Source organism: Microbispora sp. KK1-11, assembly GCF_006874435.1.
In the GTDB taxonomy this organism is placed as follows: domain Bacteria; phylum Actinomycetota; class Actinomycetes; order Streptosporangiales; family Streptosporangiaceae; genus Microbispora; species Microbispora catharanthi.
Genome location: NZ_VIRJ01000010.1, coordinates 53,213 through 70,273 on the forward strand (window position 1 = coordinate 53,213; position 17,061 = coordinate 70,273).

The 17,061-nt window shown below is 72.8% G+C and carries 18 protein-coding genes; 7 read left to right on the forward strand and 11 right to left on the reverse strand.

The annotated features are described in order from the left end of the window. Window positions 1–32: 32 nt before the first annotated feature. Together FLW16_RS16420 and FLW16_RS16425 are read right to left on the reverse strand one after the other, a co-directional pair. The gene (locus FLW16_RS16420; RefSeq protein ID WP_185949446.1) at window positions 33–1,223 is read right to left on the reverse strand and encodes an ImmA/IrrE family metallo-endopeptidase; all 1,191 of its coding nucleotides are present in this window, start codon (window positions 1,221–1,223) and stop codon (window positions 33–35) included. Continuing rightward, window positions 1,210–2,001, reverse strand: coding sequence for a hypothetical protein (locus FLW16_RS16425; RefSeq protein ID WP_142560930.1), 792 nt, complete (start codon window positions 1,999–2,001; stop codon window positions 1,210–1,212). Before FLW16_RS16425 ends, FLW16_RS16420 begins: the two co-directional genes overlap by 14 nt. A 187-nt stretch (window positions 2,002–2,188) precedes the next feature. On the opposite strand from FLW16_RS16425, the gene FLW16_RS16430 reads away from it, so the two are divergent. Beyond that, window positions 2,189–3,112: a DUF72 domain-containing protein gene (locus FLW16_RS16430; RefSeq protein ID WP_142560932.1), complete on the forward strand. Its 924-nt coding sequence runs from the start codon at window positions 2,189–2,191 to the stop codon at window positions 3,110–3,112. Here FLW16_RS16430 and FLW16_RS16435 read toward each other — a convergent pair. Further along, window positions 3,097–3,765 (reverse strand): trans-aconitate 2-methyltransferase, encoded by a 669-nt coding sequence (locus tag FLW16_RS16435; protein ID WP_142560933.1) that lies wholly within the window; start codon window positions 3,763–3,765, stop codon window positions 3,097–3,099. The two genes, FLW16_RS16430 and FLW16_RS16435, sit on opposite strands and share 16 nt — an antisense overlap. Before the next feature lie 83 nt (window positions 3,766–3,848). On the opposite strand from FLW16_RS16435, the gene FLW16_RS16440 reads away from it, so the two are divergent. Next, window positions 3,849–5,102 (forward strand): acyltransferase, encoded by a 1,254-nt coding sequence (locus FLW16_RS16440; protein WP_142560935.1) that lies wholly within the window; start codon window positions 3,849–3,851, stop codon window positions 5,100–5,102. Then, a complete protein-coding gene (locus FLW16_RS43705; RefSeq protein ID WP_185949447.1) occupies window positions 5,056–5,220 on the forward strand; it encodes a hypothetical protein in 165 nt (54 codons plus the stop codon). Before FLW16_RS16440 ends, FLW16_RS43705 begins: the two co-directional genes overlap by 47 nt. A 144-nt stretch (window positions 5,221–5,364) precedes the next feature. Here FLW16_RS43705 and FLW16_RS16445 read toward each other — a convergent pair whose 3' ends face one another. From FLW16_RS16445 to FLW16_RS16480, 8 genes are all read right to left on the reverse strand, one after another. Beyond that, a complete protein-coding gene (locus FLW16_RS16445; protein ID WP_142560937.1) occupies window positions 5,365–6,261 on the reverse strand; it encodes an aldo/keto reductase in 897 nt (298 codons plus the stop codon). 16 nt (window positions 6,262–6,277) lie between these two features. Next, a complete protein-coding gene (locus FLW16_RS16450; RefSeq protein WP_142560939.1) occupies window positions 6,278–6,958 on the reverse strand; it encodes a TetR/AcrR family transcriptional regulator in 681 nt (226 codons plus the stop codon). A gap of 67 nt (window positions 6,959–7,025) precedes the next feature. Then, on the reverse strand, window positions 7,026–7,484 hold the full coding sequence (locus tag FLW16_RS16455) for an SRPBCC family protein (RefSeq protein ID WP_221891119.1): 459 nt from the start codon (window positions 7,482–7,484) through the stop codon (window positions 7,026–7,028). A gap of 33 nt (window positions 7,485–7,517) precedes the next feature. Then, a complete protein-coding gene (locus FLW16_RS16460) occupies window positions 7,518–8,861 on the reverse strand; it encodes a carotenoid oxygenase family protein (protein ID WP_142560942.1) in 1,344 nt (447 codons plus the stop codon). Continuing rightward, window positions 8,843–10,183, reverse strand: a complete 1,341-nt coding sequence (locus FLW16_RS16465; RefSeq protein WP_142560944.1) for an MFS transporter — start codon at window positions 10,181–10,183, stop codon at window positions 8,843–8,845. The genes FLW16_RS16460 and FLW16_RS16465 overlap by 19 nt, the downstream gene beginning before the upstream one ends. Before the next feature lie 181 nt (window positions 10,184–10,364). Next, entirely contained in the window at window positions 10,365–10,883 is a 519-nt protein-coding gene (locus FLW16_RS16470) for a hypothetical protein (RefSeq protein WP_142560946.1), read from the reverse strand. A 202-nt stretch (window positions 10,884–11,085) separates the two neighbouring features. Beyond that, complete coding sequence (tatA, locus tag FLW16_RS16475; RefSeq protein WP_142560947.1) at window positions 11,086–11,373, reverse strand: Sec-independent protein translocase subunit TatA; 288 nt, start codon at window positions 11,371–11,373, stop codon at window positions 11,086–11,088. Between the two features lie 80 nt (window positions 11,374–11,453). After that, window positions 11,454–12,077, reverse strand: a complete 624-nt coding sequence (locus FLW16_RS16480; RefSeq protein ID WP_142560948.1) for a hypothetical protein — start codon at window positions 12,075–12,077, stop codon at window positions 11,454–11,456. A gap of 223 nt (window positions 12,078–12,300) precedes the next feature. On the opposite strand from FLW16_RS16480, the gene FLW16_RS16485 reads away from it, so the two are divergent. The 4 genes from FLW16_RS16485 (at window position 12,301) to FLW16_RS16500 (ending at window position 17,027) form a co-directional block, all read left to right on the forward strand. Continuing rightward, window positions 12,301–14,334: a sensor histidine kinase gene (locus FLW16_RS16485; protein ID WP_185949448.1), complete on the forward strand. Its 2,034-nt coding sequence runs from the start codon at window positions 12,301–12,303 to the stop codon at window positions 14,332–14,334. Beyond that, window positions 14,331–15,011 carry a response regulator transcription factor gene (locus FLW16_RS16490; protein WP_260615322.1) on the forward strand — a complete coding sequence of 227 codons (681 nt, stop codon included), beginning with the start codon at window positions 14,331–14,333 and terminating at the stop codon, window positions 15,009–15,011. Before FLW16_RS16485 ends, FLW16_RS16490 begins: the two co-directional genes overlap by 4 nt. A 115-nt stretch (window positions 15,012–15,126) precedes the next feature. Beyond that, window positions 15,127–16,032: a DUF72 domain-containing protein gene (locus FLW16_RS16495; protein WP_142560952.1), complete on the forward strand. Its 906-nt coding sequence runs from the start codon at window positions 15,127–15,129 to the stop codon at window positions 16,030–16,032. 104 nt (window positions 16,033–16,136) lie between these two features. Beyond that, window positions 16,137–17,027 (forward strand): class I SAM-dependent methyltransferase, encoded by an 891-nt coding sequence (locus FLW16_RS16500; RefSeq protein WP_260615323.1) that lies wholly within the window; start codon window positions 16,137–16,139, stop codon window positions 17,025–17,027. The last annotated feature ends 34 nt before the right edge of the window (window positions 17,028–17,061 follow it).

Consider the following 17,061-nt stretch of genomic DNA (forward strand, 5'->3'; position numbering starts at 1 on the left):
GAAGCCGTCACCCGGCGCGTGTGTGCGCGGCCTCAGGGGACGAGTCTGAGCCGGGGGCGGTGGGCGGGCAGGCCGATCAGCTCGCGTACGCGCGCCATGGGCCAGGCGAGCTCCCGGGCCAGCGCGGGCACGGTCAGCCCGATTTCGGCCGCCGCCATCTCGAAGGCCTGGGCGAGCAGGACCGGCTGCTCGCCGGGGTAACCCGACACCGGTTCGGTCGCGAAGCCGGGCTGCCCGCGCAGCGCGGCGAGCCGCTGATAGGCGCGCCCGGCGGCGGAGTCGGACAGCAGGCCGACCTCCCGGCACCGATACAGCAGGGAGTCGACCGACACGCCCCAGACGCGGCGCAGCTCCGCCAGCCGCCGCAGGTCGGCGCGGGCGGGCAGGCTGGGCAGGATGCTGTCGCGCGGCGTGAGGAACTCCGCGGCGAAGGAGTCGGCCTCGCGCTCCTGCTGGCTGTCGCCGGCGGCCGCGTCCCCGTGCAACACCAGGTGCCCCAGCTCGTGGGCGGCGGTGAAGCGGTGCCGGTAGACGTCGTCGAAGCGGTTGGGTGTCAGGACGACGATGGGCCGCGGCAGGCTGGAGGTGGAGAAGGCGTCCACCGTGACCGCGTCCTCGTCGGCCTGGGGGAAGACGACGACGATCCCCCGGGACTCCATGTGCCGCACCAGGTGGCTGATCGGCCCGGTGCCGAGCCCCCAGTGGGCCCGCAGCGCGCGGGCCGCGCCCATGGGGTCGCGGGGCAGGGCGCTGCCCGAATGCACCTCGCCCCCGGCGAAGCCGGGCAGGTCCACGAAGGGGAGCCGCACCCGCTTCTCCAGCGCGTACGTCAGCTCCCAGACCTGCTCGACGAAGGCCACGGCCTTGGCGCGCTGGTAGGCCCGGGTGGAGCGCAGGCTGCGGAAGTGGGCCATCGAGCCGTCCAGCTTGCCGTGCGGGCGGCCCGGCAGGAAGAAGGCCGCGGGCACCGCGAGCACCTCGGCGAGGAGCGGGACCAGATCGGGACGCGGCCGGGTGACCCCGGCCTCGTACTGGCCGACCGCGGCGGGGGACACGCCGATGCGCTCGGCCACCTCCTTCTTCGTCAGCGCCGCCAGCCGTCGCGCCTGGGTGAGGCGGGTTCCGTCGAACGCGTCCGCCACGGCCTGCGGGCTGGGTGCCGTATTGCCGGATTCGGGGGGGACGGTCTCCTCGACCAGGCGCAGCCGGTCATCGTCCTTCATCGGCGGCGGCGTCCGGTGCGTACGGTGCCTCGCTCATCGGAGGCAGGGCGGTCGCGCGCTCGTACGGCGGGCGGGGGTTCAGCGCCGGAGCCGGCATCGCGCCCCGGGCGAACGCGGACGCCTCGCCGACGGGGGTCGCCACCCCGGGCAGCTCGGCCGCGGGCGCCTGCCCGGCGAGCGGGATCGGCTCGCAGTGGTGCCAGCGCAGGCTGCCGGTGCGGTCGAGCAGCTCGGCCTCGCCCCACCACACGTCGAGCAGACCGGCCCTGGCGTTGCACGCGTACGCGATGAGCACGAGGCGGGTGCCCTCGGGCAGCCGGGTGAGCGCGCGGGCGGCCGGAGTCGCGGGCTCCGGCAGGGCGGCCTCGACGCCGCCGAGCGCGAGCTGCTCGGCCCAGGGCCGCGGGCCGAACCTGGTGAACAGCGCCTGCACCAGCCCGGACGGCCTGCCGTCGCCGATCCTGGCGTTGACCACGCTGACCGAGCGGTCCTTGGCGTAGCGGAAGGGGAACAGCAGGTTGCCGCCGAGCACGACGAGCTCGTGCTGCGAGCCCGGCGGCTTGACGGTCTCGACGTCGGGCATGTCCGCGAACGTGGCGGCCAGGGCCTCGAACTTGCGGGACATGAGCGTGAAGCCGAACGGGTGGAGGAGCTCGGTCCGCGCCGTCTTCTGGGCGTCCTGGGCGTTCTCGAGCGCGAGCGCCAGCGCCTCGGCCACCCCCTGGCGGATCTGCTCGGCGCGCGGGCCGAACGTCTCCAGAGCCCAGGTCGACAGCATCGCCACCTCCGGTGTGCTCCGCGCAGTGCTGGTTTCCGGTGCTGCTTCGTCCAGTGGCCGCCGGACACCGGGGGCACTTTACTTTCCAACATCATAGTCCCGCGGACGCTTCACAGGTCACGTAGGCCACAGCTCTTTTTGACCGTCGGAGACAGGCCGGGGCGGATCGGGCTCCTTAGGGTGAGGTATGGGGGAGATCCTGGTCGGCACGGCGTCGTGGACCGACAAGACGCTGCTGGAGTCGGGGTGGTATCCGCCCGGCGTCACGACGCCGGAGGAACGCCTGCGCCACTACGCGAGCCTGTTCCCGCTGGTGGAGGTCGACTCGACCTACTACGCGCCGCCCGCCGAGGCCACCGTACGACTGTGGGCCGAGCGCACGCCCGCGGGGTTCGTCTTCGACGTCAAGGCGTTCTCGCTGCTCACGCGGCATCCGACCCGGCCTGCCGCGCTGCCGAAGGACCTGCGCCCGAACGGCGGCGGCAAGAACCTGTACGCCCGCGACCTCGACCCGAAGGTCGTGGACCAGGTCTGGGAGCGGTTCCTCAGCGCCCTGCTGCCGCTGCGGGAGGCGGGCAAGCTCGGGGCGGTGCTCTTCCAGTTCCCCCGGTGGTTCCCGATCGGCCGGGCGAACAAGCACTACATCCTGGAGTGCAAGCGCCGCTGCGAGCCGTTGCGGATCTCCGTAGAGTTCCGCAACCACACCTGGATGAGCGAGGAGAACCAGGCCGAGACCCTCGATTTCCTCCGCTCGTACGCCATTCCGTACGTGTGCGTGGACATGCCGCAGGGCTATCCGGACTCGATCCCGCCGGTCGTCGCGGCCACGTCCGACCTGGAGGTCGTGCGGTTCCACGGCCACAGCGACAAGTGGACCAGCCACGACATCCACGAGCGCTTCGGCTACCGCTACTCCCTGGAGGAGCTGAAGCGGTGGGCGCCGAGGCTGCGCGAACTCGGCGGCCAGGCGTCCACGACCCACGTGCTGATGAACAACTGCTACCGCGACTACGCGCAGACCAACGCCCGCCAGCTCGCCGGCGTGCTCGCGGGCCTGCCGGACTGCGACGTACGCCCCCGGCCCGGCGACGGGCCTCAGCCGAACGCGTAGTAGGAGTCCACAGCCGGCTGGCCGGTGTAATTGGGGCCCGCGCGGTCGTCGGCGCCGAGGTAGGACCAGGGCAGGCCGATCTCCCCGCGGCCACGGCGGCTCACCCGTTTGTTCCTGGCGTCGTAGACGAGGCCGCTCGCCCGCAGCGCCGCCGTCAGCCGCCGTCCCGCGGGCGTCCCGTCCGCACGCCGTACGCTCCGTACGTCGAGGTTGGCGGCGAACAGGCCGTCGTCGGCCAGCCAGGAGGCGGCCCGGGCGATCACGCCCAGCTTGTCGCCGACGTAGTGCAGTCCGTGGACGCAGGTGATCAGGTCGAACGCCGCATCGGGCGCCCACGAGGTCACCGACGCCGTGACCAGCCGCAGCCGCGGCGGCCGGGGTGGCCCGGCGAAGTGGCCGGCCAGGTCCACGCCGACGATCTCCGCCCGGTCTCCCAGCTCATGAGAGGCCTCGAACAGCGCGTTCGCCGTGCCGCAGCACAGGTCGAGCCACCGGACGACCCGATCGGCGCCGCGCAGGAGGGCGAGGACGTCGACGCCGAGTTCGCGCCGGTAGGCCGGCAGGCGGCGTTCGCGGTTCATGTCGCTGTTGGCCACGACCGGGGACCGCTCCAGTGCGTCGTCGTCCAGGAGTCGTAGATCACGATGGTCCATCCCCGTTTCCTAGCATTCCTGCGCAGTTCGCCGCTTACGCGGCGCAGTGCTATCGACGCCGTATTTCGCCTAAAGTCACCTGAATGGCAGCAAACCGCACCCGGCTGGTATGGCTGGACGCCTTACGCGGGATCGCCGCTCCGGCCGTGGCGCTGCACCACTCGGCCTGGACCTTCGTCCCGGCCGTCTGGGGGGAGGTGGACCGCAGGGTCGACGTCGGCACCTGGGGCGTCTTCGTGTTCTTCCTGGTCAGCGGATACATCATCCCGGCCTCGCTGGAACGGCGGGGCGACCTGCGGGCCTTCTGGACCGGCCGGGCCTTCCGGCTCCTCCCGCTGCTGCTCGCCGCGCTCGCCCTCGCGCTGCTCCTCGCGTACGCCGGGGTGTTCTCGACGTCGCCGGGCCTCGACCGCCGGCCGCCGCCGCTCGTCGCGCTGGCGAACCTCACGATGCTGCAGGAACTCCTCGGCGTCCCCTCGATGATCAACGTGATGTGGACGCTCTCCTACGAGATGGCGTTCTACCTGATGACGGCGGGGCTGTTCACCGTACGGCAGGCGCACAGGTCGGCGCCGATCGCCGTGGTCCTGGCGGTGGCGGCCGTGCCGCTCGGACTGCTCATGCCCGGCGCGACGATCAACGGCGGCGCGGACCTGGTCGCCGCGCTCATGGGCGTCGCGGTGATCCTGGTCATCGTCGTGACCGTGACCGCGAACGGCCGCCTCAGGACGGCGGCCGCGGTGATCGGCGGCCTGCTCGGCCTGGCGCTGGTGATCCTCGGCAGCCGCATCGGTGCGGGGCAGGGCCTGGTCATCGCGGCAGTGATGTTCGCCGGGACCGCCGTGTGGCGCGCCGAGCAGGGCACGCTCCGGCCGGTCCGGGCCGTCGCCGCGCTGCTGACGGTCCTCGTCTGCGGCGTCCTGGTGGCCGACGAGCCCGCCTGGGCCGCGGCGGTCCTGCTGGCGGCGGGCTTCTTCGCGCTCGCGTTCCGGCTGCGGCACCGGACGTTCCCCCGGTGGCTCGCCCACCTCGGGGTGATCAGCTTCTCGCTGTATCTGCTGCATCCCCTCCTGTTGCGGGTCGTCCCGAACCTCCCGGTGTTCTTCCTCGTCCTGCTGGTGCTCGGTCACGTGGCGTACCGGCTGGTGGAGGCCCCCGGGCAGCGCCTCGGCCGCCGCCTGAACGCGTACCTCCGGCGAAAAATCGCGTCAACTTCGACCGGCGGCCGTGTGGGCGGCGAGTCCGTGGGAACCAGCGGCTCTGATGTCGGTACGCAGGAGGGGACGGGTCATGACCGAGGACCGGGAACTCCACGACCTGCGCCGTCAGGGCGATGAGGCGGGCGACGAGGGCAGCTCGAAGATGACCGCCGAGCAGCTTCGTGAGGCGCTGGCCAAGGTGGGCAAGGGCGAGGACACGCAGTCGGCCAAGGCGGAGGCCGAGAGCGACCAGTGATCGCCGCACGACCGGACCGCCGGCTCCGCTGAGAAGCCGGCGGCCCTCCTGCGGATGCGCCGGGGGCGGCCCTGCTCTCCGGGCGACCGGGAGCGGTCGATCGCGGCGTCGCGGCGCGAGGGTGGCGTTCTTGTGAGTCCCCGGTCAGCCGACGTCGGAGAGCGCGTCCAGGCGGGCCATCTCCTCGTCCGTGAGACGCAGTGCGGCGGCGGCGACGTTCTCGGTCAGGTGATCGGGGTTGCCGGTGCCCGGGATGGCCAGCACGTGCGGCCCCTGCCGGAGCGTCCAGGCCAGCCGCACCTGCGCGGACGTCGCTCCGTGCGCGCGGGCCACGGCGCGCACCTCCTCCTGGTCGGTGCCGCTCGCCCCCGACTCGCGGCCCTCACCGGCGATCGCGAAGAACGGCACGAAGGCGATTCCCTGCTCGCCGCAGGTGCGCAGAAGGCCTCGGCTGCGCGTGGCGCCGACGCCATACCGGTTCTGCACGCTCACCACCGGCGCGATCGCCTGGGCCTGCGCGAGATGCCCGGGCCGGATGTTGGAGATCCCGAGGTGCCGGATGAGACCCGCCTCACGCAGCTCGGCGAGCGCCCCGAAGTGCTCGGCGATCGAGTCGAGCCCCGGCTGGCGCAGGTAGACCAGGTCGAGGTGGTCGCGGCCGAGCTGGCGCAGGTTCTCCTCGACCTGGCCGCGCAGCCGGTCGGGCCGGGCGAACGGCAGCCACTCGCCGGACGGGTCCCGCCCCGGGCCCACCTTGGTGGCGATGACCAGGTCGTCCGGGTAGGGCGCGAGCGCCCGGTTGATCAGCTCGTTGGCCGAGCGCAGCCGCGAGAAGTAGAACGCCGCCGTGTCGATGTGGTTGACGCCGAGGTCGACGGCGCGCCGCAGCACCGCGATGGACCGTTCGCGGTCGCTCGGGGTGCCGAGGTCGAAGGCGGCGCTGCCCGTCAGGCGCATCGCGCCGAACCCCATCCGGTTGACCGTGAGGTCGCCGAGCCGCCAGGTCCCCGCCGCCGCCGCGCCGATCGTTTCGATACGCATCGTTCCAGGATGCCCGTTACAGGCCCATGCTGTCGGCGAGAGCGTCCATGACGGCGTCGAGCAGGGTGGCCCCGCTGTGACCCATGTCCGCGAACTGCCCCTGCACCTCCAGGCTCACCACGCCCTGGAGTTGGGACCAGGCCATCACGGTTCCGGCGAGAGCGGTCGCCGGATCCCCCTCCGGGGCGAACGCGCGCACCCACTCGGCGACCGCCGGGGTCTCCTCCACCCATCGCCGCATCTGCTCCCGCAGCGGTTCGCTGCCCGGTCGGCAGTGCCCCCCGGCGAACACCGGAAGGAAGGGCCCGAGCACGCTCCGGGCCCGCAGCACGCTCTCCGGGGGAGCCTGGTAGCCGGGCGAGGGCGTCCCGGCCAGCAGCTGGAACAGGTGCGGATTGGCCACCGCCCATCCGTGGAAGGCCCGGGCCAGCGCGTGCAGCCGCTCGCGCGGCGCGCCCTCGCCTGCGGCGGCCCGTACGGCCGCCGCGACCTCGTCGAAGCCCTCCAGGATCAGCTCGGTCAGCAGGTCGTCGCGGCTGCGGAAGTACTTGTAGAGCGCCGGGCCCGTGACGCCGAGCTGTTTTGCCACCGCGTTCAGGCTCAGCGCCGCCGCCCCGCCCTCGCCGATCTGCACGAGGGCGATCTGCTTGATCTCCGAACGGACCTGGTCCCGGTAGCGCTGCCGCGGCGTTGACATCCCCTCATTATGGTGAGTGCCTCTCATCGCCGTCTCCCGGCTCATCGCGTCTCCCGGGTCCGAGGGATCATTCGGCCGTCTGCTTGAGCGCCGTCTGCTTGAGCGCCGTCTGACCGAGTGCGGCGAGCCAGGACCGGAGCGAGCCCTCCAGCGCCGCCCGCATCCCCTCGGGGTCGGCCTCGACGGGCGCGCCCGCCCACGACTCCCGGGTCCGTACGAGCACCCCTCCTTCGATCTCTTCGAAGGTCCAGACGTGCACGCCCTCGATGCCGTGGGCCGGACCGCCCCAGACGATGCGGCGGCCGGGGACGAGCTCGGCGACCGTCGAGGCGATGACCAGCCCGTGCGTCCGCCAGTCGAAGGTCGCGCCGACGGCGAGGCCGCCGCGCAGACGCGCGGAGGAGACGTCGGGGTTCCAGCTCGGCCAGGCGTCGATGTCGGTGTGCAGCCGCCAGACCTTCTCGATCGGGGCGTGCACGGTGGTCTCCAGCTCGACGATGACGGGAGCGTTCCGGTCGATGTCCATCGTTCTTCCTCTCATTCTTCCTCTCGACGGATGTCAGTTGTCGGAGATCCACGAGCCGTGGATGCCGGCGACGACCCGGCGGGGCAGGTGCACGGTCGCGACCGGGGGCCGGTTCAGGTCGGTGGCGTCCAGGACCAGCAGCTGGGAGGCGTCCGCGTGCAGGTCGCTCACGACCGTCAGCAGGTAGCCGTCGTCCTCGTTCGCCGCGCCCGCGGCGGGCACGAAGACGGCCTCGCTCGGCAGCCGCCCGTCGCCGACCGGCAGCACCTGCCTGCCTCCGGAGACCCGGTCGTACTTGACCACGCCGTAGCCGCCCACGCCCCGGTCGTCCGGGAAGGAAATCGAGTACTGGTAGCGGTGGTCGCGGCCGAGCAGGTCGTCGTTGATCGTGGGGAACTCGACGACCAGGTCGTCGATCACGTCCTCGGCGACCTTGTCCGTACGCGGGTCCACGACCCAGCGGCGGTTGAAGGAGCGTGAGCCGGGCACGGCGCCGTGCCCGGGCAGCCCCGCCCACCACTTCCACGACCGCCGGAACCCGTCGCGGTCCATGGCCGGTCCTTCGAGGACGATCCGGCCCTCGGCGTCCTCGTACGCGTTGGCGACGTGCAGCAGGCTGCCGGGCTCGATGTCGAACCACCGGATTTTCGCCGCGCCGCCCCGGCCGCGCGGCATCACGCCGATGCGGGTGGCCTGGTCGTCGCTCCAGGAGTACGGGATGCCGGAGGTCTCGGTGTGGTCGAAGGTCACGGAACCCTCGACGAACACCACGAAGTGCTCGGTGATCCCGAAGTCGTGCTTGAGCGAGGCGGTCGCGCCCGGCACCTCCTCGCTGAACTCGATCTCGCCCGTCTCCGAGGCCACGTGGTAGACGAGGTGGGGCGGGAACGGCGAGGAGCCGAAGAAGTGCAGCTCACCGGTGACCGGGTCGCTCTTCGGGTGGGCGGTCATCATCGTCGTGAGCTTCCCGCCGAAGTCGTACGCCCCCACGGTCTCCAGCTCCGGGGTCAGCTCGAAGGGGTGGTTGGCCTCGCACAGCGCCAGCAGCCTGCCCGCGTGCTCGATCACGTGGGTTCCCGCGGTGCTGGCGGTCAGGTCGGGGCCCTTCTCGGTCATGTACGGCGCGCCGTCGAGGGCGGGAGTGCGGACCCAGCGGTTGCGGTACCACTCGGCCCGGCCGTTTCGCAGCCGGATGCCGTGGACCATGCCGCTGCCCTTCCACCAGTGCGTGGGCGTGACGCCGGGGAGGGGGTTGTGGCTGTTGCGCACCAGCCGGCCGGTCAGCTCGGCGGGCAGCGTGCCCTCCACCACCAGGTCGCGGGCGGTCACCTCGTCCACGTGCGGAGTGAAGTGCCCGGTCAGGTAGGGCTTGTCCATCGGATGCGTCCTTTCAGGAGAGCGGCGGTCGCCGCGATGAGTGAGATGGCCGCCGCCGCCAGGAAGGCGCGGCGGTAGCCGGTGACGCCGGCAGGGGCGAGGCCCGCGACCGAGGTGAGAACGGCGAGGCCGAGCGCGCCGCCGACCTGCCGCGTGGTGGTGACGAGGCCGCTCGCGACGCCCGACAGCTCGCCGGGCACCCCGGCGACGCCGAGCGCGGTCAGCGGCACGAACGCCAGCCCCAGTCCCGCGCCCACCAGGACCGTCGGCCCCAGGAGGTCGACGAGGAAGGTCGCGTCCTCGGGCGCCCGGGCCAGCCAGGCCAGCCCGGCGGCCAGCGTCACCAGGCCGGGGACGAGTGTGCGGCGCAGCCGGCCCGCCGCGAGCGGCGCCAGGACGAGCGCCACCGCGAGGGGAAGCTGGGTGAGCCCCGCCTCCAAGGGCGAGTAGCCGAGCACCCGCTGCTGGTAGAGCGGCAGGAAGAAGAACGTGCCGACCCAGACCATCCCGAGCAGCAGCATGAGCACGTTCCCGATGCCCACGTCGGCCGTGCGCAGCAGGCTCGGCGGGATCAGCGGGGCTGCCGCCTGTCGCTCCACCCGCTGCTCCCACAGGGCGAACAGGCCGAGCAGGGCCACGCCCGCGGCGATCGCCGCCCATCCGCCGCCGCCCAGGCCGTACGCGACGCCGAGCAGGCCCAGCGTCACCGACAGCGTTCCCGGCACGTCGAGCCGGTCGCGGCGCGGCGGGGCGTCGCCGCCCGGGACCAGGTGCGGCACGGCGGCCAGGACGAACGCCGCGACGGGCACGCCGACGGCGAAGACCGACCACCAGCCGAGTGCCTCGGTCAGCAGCCCGCCCAGCAGGACCCCGGCCGCGCCGCCCGCCGCCGAGACCGAACCCCATACGCCGAGCGCCCGGCCGCGTGCGGCGCCGGCGGGATACAACGCGAGCAGGATGGCGAGTGCGGCCGGGGAGAGCACGGCGGCCCCGACGCCCTGGACGGCCCGCGCCGCGATCAGCGCCCCGGCGCCCGAGGAGAGCGCGGCCCCGGCCGAGCCGGCCGTGAACAGGGCCAGCCCCGCGGAGAGGGCGCGCCGCCCGCCGTACAGGTCGGCGATCCTGCCGCCCACGGGCAGCAGCGCCCCGAAGGCGATCAGGTACGCGTTGACCACCCACGACAACCCGGCGGCCGACAGGCTCAGGTCGTCGCCGATGGCGGGCAGCGCCACGTTGACGATCGAGGTGTTCAGCACCACCAGGAACTGCGACGACGCCAGCAGCGCGAGCGAGGCGCCGCGGACGCGGACAGACACGAGCATGACACCCCGTTCTGTTGGTTAAAGGCTATAACCAGAGTATGTGCTCCTAACTCGATCGGCGTCAAGCCGGCGCCGCCCACGTGCGTGAAAGGCCTGTGCGCGAAGAAGGGCCGGACTTCCGGGGAATGGGAAGTCCGGCCCTGTGCGGAGCGGTGCCGGGTGACCGGCGGTCTTCAGGTACTCAGGGGGTGTAGATCTCCTGCACCTTGACGATCGCGCCGCGATAGACGGTGATGAGCGCCGGGTGTCGCACGGACTTCATCCGGGAGATCAGCTCACTCCGGGAGCACCGCTTCGCCCCCAGGCCGCCGTTCTTCACGGTCACCGTGGTGCCCTTGCACCCGGTGGCGCTGTAGAACACCACGTTCTTCGCCACGGGAGAGGCGTAGGCGGTGACGTCACCCTCGGGCGGGCCCTCGAAGTACCCCTCGATGTGGGTGTCCTTCACCCACCTGATCGGCTCGTATTCCGCCACCCCGGACCGGTAATGCGTGACCCAGCCCCGCAGGATGCCGTCGTGTCGCGGCGAAATGTGCTTGGTGAAGTCATGGTGGGGGTCGCTCTGGAACGACGTGCCGTACGCCTTGGGCGCGGCGAACTTCGGCATGGCGGCGGCGTCGGCCGGGAGCGCCGCCGCGGAGAGCAACGCGGCGGCCGCGGCGGCGGGGAGAACGACGCGGAGCGAGAGGGTGAGCTTCATGCCCTGTTGGAGTCCGGGCCGCGCGGAAAGGTTCGCGCGGAAAGGTTCGCGCGGAAGGGTTCGCGCGAACCGGGCGGGTTTCCGCACGTGACCACGCAGGGTCGCCACCACGCCGCGTCGAACGCCCCGGGACGCCGAGCGTGGTGCTCGCCGTCCGCCGGCTCGTGGCATACGGCGCCGTCGGCAGCGCGCCGAGAACGCCTCAGCGGGCCTCGGGCTCGTTCCGCCGCGCGGCGTCCGCCGCGGCCCTGAGCCGGGCGTTCTCCTCTTCGAGTGCGCGCAGCCGCGCCACGGCGTCCGCGGAGACGGGTGCCGTACGGGCTCGGGCGGCCGGGGCGTTGTCCTCGTCGCCGAGCCTGCCGGTCTCCCTCTTGAGGATCCGCAGCGACTGCCCGACGGCCTTCGCGGTGTCCGGCAACTTCTTCGCGCCGAAGAGCAGCACGAGCACCACGAACACGATCATCCAGTGAACAGGGCTGAGCGAACCCATGGCGGGGTTCTCCTCTGGTCGGTGTTTTGCCTGCTCACAGGCTATGTCATCGGGTGAGAGGGCCGGCGTGCGGCGCTCGTTCAGACGGCGGGGCGCAGCGCGAGCCGGACGCCGGTGTGCGCGTGGGTGGCCAGCAGCCAGGCGGCGCTGACCCACACCGATGCCGTGGACCCGGCGAAGATCTGCGCCACCATCGTGACCGGGAACCACAGCCCGGCGAGCAGCGGCAGCCAGCGCAGGGCGCCGCGGTAGCGGCCGGTGACCGCCACGGCGATGCCGAGGACCAGCATGCCGAGCATGCTGAGCGGCCAGCAGGCGTCGAGGATCATCAGCCACAACGGGAAGTCGTCGTGGGTGGCGTAGCCGAACGAGAGCACGTTCAGCAGGAACGCGCCGGGAAGCGACACGAGCAGGCCCGCCGGGATGATCCGGCCCCACCCGGCGCCGGTGGCCCGGGTGGCCAGCACGAGCGCGACGAAGCCGAACACCCCGGCGACGAACAGCATCCCGGTCAGGGTGTCGAGTGTCTGGATGCCCCTCTGGATGTCGTCGCCGACGATGACCGTGCCGGCCGCCCAGGCCGCCGCTCCGACAGCCAGCAGCACTCCGGCCGTCCTGGTCCAGGGCGGCGCCGCCACGGCCGGAGCCGAAGCCGCCGTCGGTTCCTGTGGGTTGACGTTGCTGGGCGTGATGTGAACGGACATGATCGTTCTCCTCCTGGTGGAAGCCTTCGTGCCGCGACCGGTGGTGCCGCAATCGGTGGCGCCGCGACCGGTGGTGCCGTGACCACGGTCTCCACGCCGCGTCCCGGGCCGACAGAGAGCGAGGCCACCGCCGCGCCCGCACCGGTCCGGGGCACGCGTCCCGGGCGGAAACGGGACACCGGTCCCATGCCGGGAAGGGCGGCCCTGTGGCACGCTGGACCGCGTGCCCGGCCCTTCTGACGCCTCTCGCCGTCTCGGGGCCGCCGCGACGGTGCTCGCGGCCCTGTCCGTCGTCGCCGCCGCGTCCGCCACCTGGATCGAGATCGCGACCGGACCGGTGGTCCGGCCCGAGCCGCTCGACTGGGCCGTGTGGTCGTCCACCGTTCCCGGCGTGGCCCTCGCCGTCGCCGGCGGGGTGCTGGCCGCCCGCCTGCCCGCGCATCCGATGACCTGGCTGCTGATCGGCGGCGGCGCGGTGTCCTGCCTCAACGGCCTCGCCGGCGGTTACGCCGTGCTGTCCCTCACCCGGCACGGCGGCACGCTGCCGCTGACCGGCGTCGCCGTGTACGCGGGGGCGAGGCTCGGGCCGCTGCTCAACCTGGTGCCGCTGCTCGTGCTGCTGTTCTTCCCCGACGGCAGGCTGCCGTCGCCGCGCTGGCGGTGGGCAGCGTCGCTGTCGCTCGGCGCCACCGGCCTCGCCGTGCTCGTCTTCCTCACCGTTCCGTGGCGGGTGCAGTCGCCGGGGGAGCCGTGGCGGGGCACCGGGCTCGACCTGCCGATGCCGCCTGTGCCGGACGCCTTCTGGCGGGTCGCGATGGCCCTCACCCCGGCGGCGCTGGTGCTGAGCCTTCTGGTGTCGCTCGCGGCCTTCGTCCGGCGCTTCCGGGGGTCGTCCGGCGCGCGCCGCGCACAGTTGCGCTGGATGTTGCTGGCGGCCCTGCTCAACGGCGTGCTGATCTTCGTGCCCGCCGTGGTCGAGGGGGCGCCGCAGGATCTCACGTTCGTCGTCTCCCTGGTGGCGATCGCCGTCGCCGTCCTGGTGGCCGTCGGCCGATACCGGCTGTACGACATCGACCCGGTGCTCGGCTGGACCCTCCTCTACGGCGGCCTGGCGGTGGCCGTCGTCGCGATCGACGTCCCCGTCTTCGTGGGGCTGGGCGCGCTCATCGACGAGCCGGTCGCGGCCGTGCTCGCCGCCGCCGCGGTCGCCGTCGTCTACGCTCCGCTGCGCGAGCGGGTCCGCCGCTGGGTGGGCCGCGTCCTCGCCGGGCGGGCGGAGCCGTACGACGTCGTCTCGGCCCTGGCCCGGCGGCTGGAGGAGTCGGTGAGCCCGGAGGAACTGCTGCTCACCGTGGCCGGGGCGGTGTCCACGGCGCTGCGCTCGCCGTACGTGCGGGTGGAACTCGACCGCGCGGACGGCCGCACGCTCGTGGTCGAGCACGGCGCACGGCGCGACGACGTCCTCGTCCTTCCCTTCGCCTACCGCGCGGCCCCGATCGGCCGCCTCGTCCTCGTCCCGCGCGCGGGCGCGCCGCTCGCCGACGCCGACCAGCGACTGCTCGCCGACGTCGTAAGGCAGGCCGCGGCGGCCGTACGGGCCACGGCCCTGGCCGAGGAGCTCCAGCACAGCAGGGAACGCCTGGTGACAGGCGTCGAGGAGGAACGCCGCAGGCTGCGCAGAGACCTCCACGACGGGCTGGGGCCCACGCTCGCCGCCGCCGCGCTGAAGGTCGAGGCCGCGGGCAACCTGGTGACCCGGGACCTCGGCGCCGCCCGCGAGGCGCTGCACGAGGTGCGGGCCGACCTGTCGTCCGTGCTCGGCGACGTACGCCGGCTCGTCCACAACCTGCGCCCACCGGCCCTGGACCAGTTCGGCCTTGCGGGAGCGCTGCGGCAGGAGGCCACCCGGTTCCGGGAGGGCGGGCTGACCGTACGCGTGGACGCCGCGGGCGACCTGGCCGGACTGCCGGCCGCGACCGAGGTGGCGGCCTACCGGATCGTCTGCGAGGCTCTGGTCAACGTCGCGCGGCACGCGGACGCCGGCACCTGCGAGGTCCGCCTGACGGCGACCGGAGGCGAACTGGAGGTCGAGGTGCTCGACGACGGGAGAGGCGTGCGGCCGGGAGCCCTGGTCGGCGTGGGCCTGGTCGGCATGCGGGAGCGGGCGGAAGAGCTCGGCGGGAGTTGCTTCGTCACCTCCCGCGACGGCGGCGGGACCCGCGTCCACGCCGTCCTTCCCGCGGAGGCGACGCGATGACCGCCGGCCCGTCCCCCGACGGCGCCGGCATGCCCACCGTGCTGCTCGCCGACGACCATCCCGTCTACCGCAACGGCCTGCGGATGATGCTCGCCTCCACGGGCGAGGTCGAGGTGGTCGGCACCGCGGCCGACGGCGAGGAGGCCGTCGCCCAGGCGATGACGCTCCGCCCGCGCGTCGTCGTCATGGACCTGCAGATGCCGCGGCTCGACGGCGTCCAGGCCACCCAGCGCATCGTGGAGACCTGCCCGCAGACCCACGTGCTCGTGCTGACCATGCACGAGGACGACGAGAGCGTCTTCGCCGCCATGCTGGCCGGAGCCCGTGGTTACCTGCTCAAGGGCGCCGACCAGACGGAGATCCTGCGGGCGGTGGCCGCCGTCGCCGGAGGCGAGGTCATCTTCGGGCCCGCGCTGGCCGGCCGGGTGACCCGCTACTTCAGCAGGCTCGCCGCCGTCCGGTCGCGGGAGCAGGACCCGTTTCCGCAGCTCACCGCGCGGGAGCGTGAGATCCTCGATCTCATCGCGGCCGGTCTGTCCAACACCCGCATCGCCGAGCGCCTGTCGCTGTCGCCCAAGACGGTGCGCAACAACGTGTCCAACGTCTTCGCGAAGCTGCAGGTGGCCGACCGGGCGCAGGCGATCGTACGAGCCCGTGAGGCCGGTTTCGGCCGCTGACCCGCGTCACGTTCGTCACCCGGGGCACTGGGGATCATGGAAGGGAGGAAGCGCGGACCCCCCGCCTGCTGACGCAGTCGGTCCCCCGCGACTGTGACGGGCACCGTGCGACGTGATGGGAAAGATCTTGGTCGGTACGGCCTCCTGGACGGACAAGTCGCTGCTCGCCTCGGGCTGGTATCCGCCCGAGGCGTCCACGCCCGAGGCCAGGCTCGGCTACTACGCGAGCCGGTTTCCCCTGGTGGAGGTGGACGCCACCTACTACAACCCGCCGGCTCGGCGTACGGCCGAGCTGTGGCGTGACCGTACGCCGAAGGACTTCACCTTCAACGTGAAGGCGTTCTCCCTGCTCACCGGGCATCCGACCCGGCCGGCCGCGCTCTACAGGGACCTGCGGGCCGTGCTGGGGGAGCCCAGACGCACGCTCTACCGGCGCGACCTCCCTCCTGAGGTCGTCGAGGAGGTGTGGCGCCGGTTCCTCGGCGCGCTGGAGCCGTTGCACGAGTCGGGGAAACTCGGCGCGGTGCTGTTCCAGTTCCCGCAGTGGTTCCCGCCGGGCGGCGCGAACCGCCGCTACATCCTCGAATGCCGCGACCGCTGCCTGCCGATGCGCGTGTGCGTCGAGTTCCGCAACGCGGCCTGGATGGACGAGGCCACCCGGGGGGACACCCTCGACTTCCTGGCCGCCAACGACGTGCCGTACGTCGGGGTGGACATGCCGCAGGGGCATCCCTCGTCGGTCCCGCCGGTGCTCGCGGCCACCTCCGACCTCGCCGTCGTCCGCCTGCACGGTCACTCGGAGAAGTGGACGAGCCGCGTCATCGAGGAGCGGTTCGGCTACCTCTACTCGGAGGAGGAGCTCCGGCACTGGGCCGGCCGGATCGCGGACCTGGCCGCCCGTACGGCGACCACACACGTGCTGACCAACAACTGCTGCGCCGACAACTCCCAGCGCAACGCCGCACGCCTGGCCGAACTGCTCGAAGAGCGGGGCGCCGACGTCGCCAGGCCGTCCGCCTGAGCACCGTGAGACGCCGAGCGGTGACGGAGGGCGGCCGAGGCAGCGGAGGGCGGCGCTTATTCCGATGGCATCGCGGAAACGCGTCTCGCTAGTCTCGCCCGGTGATGTACGAGCATCCCCTGGCGTACCTGCTCGGTATCGAGGGCGCCGCCTTGTCGCGTTCCTTCACCGGCCGGTTCGACCGCGGCTTCGTGGACGCGCGCATCGCCGAGATCCGCAGGCTGCTCGACGACGAGGCACTGGCGGAGGCGGCCGTGGAGGTCGCGCGCGTGGACACGACGGAGGGCTACCGCATCTGGTCCGGCTCCTACGACGGCCCCAACGGCTTGTTCGACATCGACGAGCCCCTCATGACCGGGATCGTCGACGCACTGCCCGCGGGCGTCGCCCTGGACGCCGCCTGCGGAACCGGCCGGGTCGCGGCGCTGCTGACCGGGCGGGGTCATCGGGTGCTGGGCGTGGACAGGTCCCCCGACATGCTGGCCCGCGCCCGTGCCCGGGCGCCGCTCGGCCGGTTCCTGCTCGGGGATCTGCACGACCTGCCGGTGCCGGACGACGCCGTGGACCTGGTGGTCTGCTGTCTGGCACTGACTCATGTCCCCGCGCTGGGACCGGTGATGACCGAGTTCGCCAGAGTCCTGCGTCCGGGCGGGCACCTGGTTGTCTCCGACATGCATCCCGAAGGAGTCAGACGAGGCTTCGTCCCGCCCGTACGGCGAGCAGACGGCACGCCGGGACGGATCTCCACCTACCAGCACTCGATCGGCGATTACCTGCGCGCCGCGCTGTCGGCCGGATTTCAGGTGCGACGCTGCGAGGAACCCAAAGCGGAGCGTCCCCGGCGCAGCGGGGTGCCGCCGGTGGGAGAGGCGGTCGGCGTGTGGGATCTGTGGCCCTGGTGCCTGACCGACCTGGTGCCCGAGGCGGCGGAAGCCGCCGACGGCGACGTGCCGACGATGGTCGTCTGGCATTTCCAGCTTCCCGGACAACGCTGACAGGGCCCGATGCGGGCCGCCCGGACGGTTCCGG

Coding starts and splice junctions, on each gene's coding strand:
- FLW16_RS16420 (WP_185949446.1), bottom strand. CDS start 1,223: ATGAAGGACGATGACCGGCTGCGCCTGGTCGAGGAGACCGTCCCCCCC.
- FLW16_RS16425 (WP_142560930.1), bottom strand. CDS start 2,001: ATGCTGTCGACCTGGGCTCTGGAGACGTTCGGCCCGCGCGCCGAGCAG.
- FLW16_RS16430 (WP_142560932.1), top strand. CDS start 2,189: ATGGGGGAGATCCTGGTCGGCACGGCGTCGTGGACCGACAAGACGCTG.
- FLW16_RS16435 (WP_142560933.1), bottom strand. CDS start 3,765: ATGGACCATCGTGATCTACGACTCCTGGACGACGACGCACTGGAGCGG.
- FLW16_RS16440 (WP_142560935.1), top strand. CDS start 3,849: ATGGCAGCAAACCGCACCCGGCTGGTATGGCTGGACGCCTTACGCGGG.
- FLW16_RS43705 (WP_185949447.1), top strand. CDS start 5,056: ATGACCGAGGACCGGGAACTCCACGACCTGCGCCGTCAGGGCGATGAG.
- FLW16_RS16445 (WP_142560937.1), bottom strand. CDS start 6,261: ATGCGTATCGAAACGATCGGCGCGGCGGCGGCGGGGACCTGGCGGCTC.
- FLW16_RS16450 (WP_142560939.1), bottom strand. CDS start 6,958: ATGTCAACGCCGCGGCAGCGCTACCGGGACCAGGTCCGTTCGGAGATC.
- FLW16_RS16455 (WP_221891119.1), bottom strand. CDS start 7,484: ATGGACATCGACCGGAACGCTCCCGTCATCGTCGAGCTGGAGACCACC.
- FLW16_RS16460 (WP_142560942.1), bottom strand. CDS start 8,861: ATGGACAAGCCCTACCTGACCGGGCACTTCACTCCGCACGTGGACGAG.
- FLW16_RS16465 (WP_142560944.1), bottom strand. CDS start 10,183: ATGCTCGTGTCTGTCCGCGTCCGCGGCGCCTCGCTCGCGCTGCTGGCG.
- FLW16_RS16470 (WP_142560946.1), bottom strand. CDS start 10,883: ATGAAGCTCACCCTCTCGCTCCGCGTCGTTCTCCCCGCCGCCGCGGCC.
- tatA (WP_142560947.1), bottom strand. CDS start 11,373: ATGGGTTCGCTCAGCCCTGTTCACTGGATGATCGTGTTCGTGGTGCTC.
- FLW16_RS16480 (WP_142560948.1), bottom strand. CDS start 12,077: ATGTCCGTTCACATCACGCCCAGCAACGTCAACCCACAGGAACCGACG.
- FLW16_RS16490 (WP_260615322.1), top strand. CDS start 14,331: ATGACCGCCGGCCCGTCCCCCGACGGCGCCGGCATGCCCACCGTGCTG.
- FLW16_RS16495 (WP_142560952.1), top strand. CDS start 15,127: ATGGGAAAGATCTTGGTCGGTACGGCCTCCTGGACGGACAAGTCGCTG.
- FLW16_RS16500 (WP_260615323.1), top strand. CDS start 16,137: ATGTACGAGCATCCCCTGGCGTACCTGCTCGGTATCGAGGGCGCCGCC.